Consider the following 4,845-nt stretch of genomic DNA (forward strand, 5'->3'; position numbering starts at 1 on the left):
TGTTCTTAATGGAGAAGGAAGTTTTATAAGAGCAAGAGTACTTGAAAAAAGTGAGGCAGTTACAATTATTCCTGTAACAGAAAATTCTGCTACAAGAAGTAGCGGCATAGCTCCACACCCTCTATGTGATAAATTACAGTATGTTGCAGGGGATTATATAAAATATGCTAAGAAGAAAAAGAGGGAAGAATTCTACATTAAATATATAAATCAGCTTGAGGATTGGTGTAATTCGCCTTACTGTAATAAAAAAGTTAGTGCTATTTTAAGCTATCTCAAAAAGAAAGTGATTATTTCAGATTTAATAAAAGAAAAAATATTGATTTGTGATGATGAGGGGGCTTTTACTAAAGGTATAAAACTAGGTGGAGTTGACCAAAGTGATGCTTTTATAAGATTTAAGGTAGAAATACAAGGAGAAAATGAGTCGGCTATATGGCTGGATTCAAAGGTTTATGAAAACTATATTAATTATTATTTAAACCTTCAAGAGGAAGTAGATTTATGTTATGTAAAAGGAAAAGAAATTCCTTGTTCAGATAAACACCCTGCAAAGGTTAGACATACAGGAGACAAAGCAAAATTAATTTCTGCAAATGATGCTAGTGGGTTTACTTATCGAGGAAGATTGTCAGATAAAAATCAAGTTGTAAGTGTTGGATATGAAACAACCCAAAAGGCACATAATGCATTACGTTGGCTTATTGATAAGCAAGGGTATAAAAATGGTGATCAAGTAGTAGTAGCATGGGGAACTAAAAATCAAGATATTCCTGAGATTTTGTACGATACTCAAGATAGTATCTTCGGAAAAGAAGAATCACCCGTTGTTTCTACTGAAAATGAATTTGCGAAGAGGCTTAATAGGGCTATTGCAGGTTTCGGTTGTGATTTAGAAACAAATGCTGAAGTTGTAATAATGGGACTAGATGCAGCAACAACAGGAAGGTTATCAATAACATATTATCGTGAACTTGATGGTGAAGATTTTCTAAATAGGATTAAAAATTGGCATAGAACTTGTATTTGGAATCACTCTTATAAAAAAGTATCAGATGGAGTAGACGAAAGAGGAAGGATGAAATTAAGGCCAATTACTTTTATTGGTGCAGCTGCACCTAAAGATATAACTTTAGCAGCGTATGGAGATAAAGTCAGTGATAAATTAAAGAAATCAACAGTAGAAAGGATATTAACATGTATTATCGACGGCGCAAAGTTACCCTATGATATTGTAGATTCAGCAGTAAATCGTGTTTCAAATCCAGTTTCAATGGAAAAATGGGAATGGGAGAAGGTTTTAACAATAACTTGCTCACTAGTTAGAAAGTATAGATATGATAAATTTAAGGAGGAATGGGATATGGCACTTGATGAAAAACAAATGGATAGAAGTTATATTTTTGGCAGACTTTTAGCGATAGCACATCAAATTGAAGAATATGCGTTAAATACTGCTGGGGAGAAAAGAGATACCAATGCAGAAAGATTAATGCATCAATTTAAAATTCATCCATATAAAACATGGGGTATTATTACAGATAAGATTAAACCTTATATTTCAAGATTAGGACTGAAAGGTACAAGTTTAACTGAGCTAATGACAAAGGTTAATTCTATGATACCTTATGAGGAATTTATAAGCCCCAAAAAATTGGATGATAGCTATATCTTAGGTTATTATTGTCAAAGGCAAGTTTTTGTTGATGAAAAATATAAAAAAATTGAAGAAGCTCAAAGAAAGAAATTGGAAGATGTTAGAAAAAGTAAATTAGAAGAAATAAATAAAGGGGAGAATTAGTATGAGTAATTTAGTAAATAAGATTGATTTTGCAGTAATTATTTCAGCAAAAAATGCAAACCCAAATGGAGATCCGTTAAATGGAAACAGGCCTAGAGAAAATTATGATGGATTTGGTGAAATTTCGGATGTGTGTATTAAAAGAAAAATTCGTAATAGGTTTCAAGATATGGGTAAAGAAATATTTGTTCAATCTGATGAGAGAAGAACAGATGGGTTTAGAAGTTTAAAAGATAGGGCTGATGGCTGTGCAGAACTAAAAAAATCAAGCAAAGATAAGGAGCAATACGCAAAGATCGCTTGTGCTAAATGGATTGATGTTAGAAGTTTTGGGCAAGTTTTTGCGTTTAAAAAGGGTGATGAAGATAATGCTGTTTCAATAGGAATAAGAGGACCAGTTTCAATTCACTGTGCAGTAAGTATCTCACCAATTGAAATATCAAGTATGCAAATTACAAAGAGTGTGAATGGCGAAACGCAAAAAGATCCTGATAAAAAAGCTGCGGACACAATGGGTATGAAGCATAGGGTTGAGTTTGGGGTTTACGTGATTTATGGAAGTATTAATACACAACTAGCAACAAAGACAGGCTTTAGTGAGGAAGATAGCGAACTTATAAAAAAATCACTTATTACACTATTTGAAAATGATTGTTCTGCAGCTCGTCCTGATGGTAGTATGGAGGTTTGTAAGTTATATTGGTGGAAACATAATGCACAGATGGGTCAATATTCATCTGCAAAGGTTCATAGAAGCTTAAAAATTATACCGAAGGTTGAAATTCCCAAGAGCATAGATGACTACGAAATATCTCATGAAATATTAGATGGTTTAACTCCGGAAATATATGATGGAATATAAAGAAGAAGATTTTCTGCTTTTATCCGGTATACAGCATTTTTCATTTTGCAAACGTCAGTGGGCATTAATACACATTGAACAACAATGGAAAGAAAACCTTCGAACAATTGAGGGGGAAATTCTTCATGAGAAAACACATGATGCTACTATAAAGGAAAAACGTGGAGATTTAATTATTTCTCGAGGTATGGTAATTTTTTCACACACACTAGGAATAACCGGCACATGTGATGTTGTTGAGCTGCATAAGACTTCTGATGGTATAAGTATATTTGGTAGAGATGGAAAGTATAAGCTAGTTCCTGTAGAATATAAGCGTGGTAAACCAAAAGAAAATGAAGCTGATGTACTACAACTTTGTGCACAGGCTATGTGTCTTGAGGAGATGTTATTATGTGAAATACCTGAAGCGTTTTTGTTCTATGGGGAAACAAAACGTAGGCTTAAAGTTATATTTGATAATGAATTGCGTGAAAGAGTAAAAACAATGCTTGAAGAAATGCATGAATTATATGATAAGAGATATACCCCTAAAGTAAAGACATCTAAAAGTTGTAAAGCATGTTCACTTACTGAGGTTTGTATGCCAAAGTTATGTAAGAATACCTCAGTTAGAGATTATATTAAGAAACAACTTATGGAGGTGGAATGATGAGGAAATTACTTAATACGCTCTAGGTTACTTCTCCGAATACTTATTTATCACTTGATGGAGAGAATATTGTAATTCTAAAGGAAAATATTGAAATCTCAAGAATTCCATTGCATAATCTTGAAGGCATTGTTGCTTTTGGTTATACTGGTGCGAGTCCAGCATTAATGGGTGCATGTGCAAAATGTAATATTGCATTAAGTTTTATGAAGCAAAATGGAAAGTTTCTTGCAAGGATAGTTGGTGAGGTTAGGGGGAATGTTACATTAAGAAAAGCTCAATATAGGATTTCTGATGACTCACAGGAAAGCAACAGAATTGCTAGAAACTTCATTATAGGAAAGATTTATAATGGTCGTTGGGTTATAGAGCGTGCAACCCGTGATTATGCAATGAGACTTGATGTTGACAAGTTAAGAAAAGTTTCTAAATATCTTGTTAATACGATGAGTTTAGTTGAACAAAGTGAGAATTTAGAACAATTGAGAGGGTATGAAGGTGAAGCAGCCTCACAATATTTTAGTGTATTTAATGACTTAATTCTTCAACAAAAGGAATCATTCTATTTTAATTGTAGAAACAAACGTCCACCTCTGGATAATGTGAATGCAATGCTATCATTTGTATATACCCTATTGGCACATGATGTTGCATCAGCATTGGAAACTGTTGGACTTGATCCATATGTAGGCTTTTTACATCGAGATAGGCCAGGTAGAGTTTCACTTGCACTTGATATGATGGAGGAATTACGCTCGGTTTATGCAGATAGGTTTGTAATTTCGTTGATTAACAAGAGAGAAGTAAATTCAAGTGGTTTTACTCAAAAGGAAAATGGTGCAGTTATTATGGATGATGATACAAGAAAAACTATTTTGAAAGCTTGGCAGAGCAAGAAACAGGAAATAATCACACATCCATTTTTAAAAGAAAAATTACAGTGGGGACTTGTACCTTATGCACAAGCAATGTTGTTGGCTAGGTTTATCCGTGGGGATTTAGATGGATATCCGCCTTTTATGTGGAAGTAGGTGATATTATGTTAGTTTTAATAACCTATGATGTAAATACAGAAACTCCCCTTGGTAGGAAGCGTTTGCGTCAGGTTGCAAAGCAATGTGTTAATTATGGTCAACGAGTTCAGAATTCAGTGTTTGAATGTGTAATGGATGCAGCTAAGTGTCGTGAGGTTCAGCATAAACTTGAACGAATCATAGATAAAGATAAAGACAGTTTGCGGTTTTATTATTTAGGGAACAATTATAAAAGTAAGGTTGTGCATATAGGTACAAAAGAATCTATTGATGTTGAGGGGACATTAATAATTTAGTGCGAATGGATAGCTAACATGAAATTGTTATATCTTTCGCACCACAAATATATCAAAAATTTCTTATTAAAAACCTAAATATATGATAGGGGTGATGTAATTTAAGAACAAAATGCTAGAAAATGACTAAAAATATCTTAAATTGAGCAGATTTTATGTCATTTTGCTGTCGCTCCCTATGTGGGGGCGTGGATTGAAAT

General features: G+C 33.5%; 4 protein-coding genes and 1 pseudogene. All 5 read left to right on the plus strand.

Translation table 11 applies throughout. The annotated features are described in order from the left end of the window. On the plus strand, positions 1-1,801 hold a 1,801-nt coding region (gene cas8c, locus B2671_RS02830; protein ID WP_346869060.1), incomplete at its 5' end, for a type I-C CRISPR-associated protein Cas8c/Csd1. Position 1,802: 1 nt separating this feature from the next. Further along, complete coding sequence (gene cas7c, locus B2671_RS02835) at positions 1,803-2,663, plus strand: type I-C CRISPR-associated protein Cas7/Csd2 (RefSeq protein ID WP_346869061.1); 861 nt, start codon at positions 1,803-1,805, stop codon at positions 2,661-2,663. Beyond that, positions 2,653-3,315: a CRISPR-associated protein Cas4 gene (gene cas4, locus B2671_RS02840; RefSeq protein WP_346869062.1), complete on the plus strand. Its 663-nt coding sequence runs from the start codon at positions 2,653-2,655 to the stop codon at positions 3,313-3,315. Before cas7c ends, cas4 begins: the two co-directional genes overlap by 11 nt. Beyond that, positions 3,315-4,346 (plus strand): annotated as a pseudogene (gene cas1c / locus B2671_RS02845) (type I-C CRISPR-associated endonuclease Cas1c). The gene cas4 and the pseudogene cas1c overlap by 1 nt, the downstream one beginning before the upstream one ends. 8 nt (positions 4,347-4,354) lie before the next feature. Continuing rightward, positions 4,355-4,645 (plus strand): CRISPR-associated endonuclease Cas2, encoded by a 291-nt coding sequence (gene cas2 / locus B2671_RS02850; RefSeq protein ID WP_346869063.1) that lies wholly within the window; start codon positions 4,355-4,357, stop codon positions 4,643-4,645. Positions 4,646-4,845 lie beyond the last annotated feature (200 nt).

The sequence above is a fragment of the Clostridium sp. UBA5119 genome, from assembly GCF_002414285.1.
GTDB lineage: Bacteria > Bacillota > Clostridia > Clostridiales > Clostridiaceae > Clostridium_J > Clostridium_J sulfidigenes.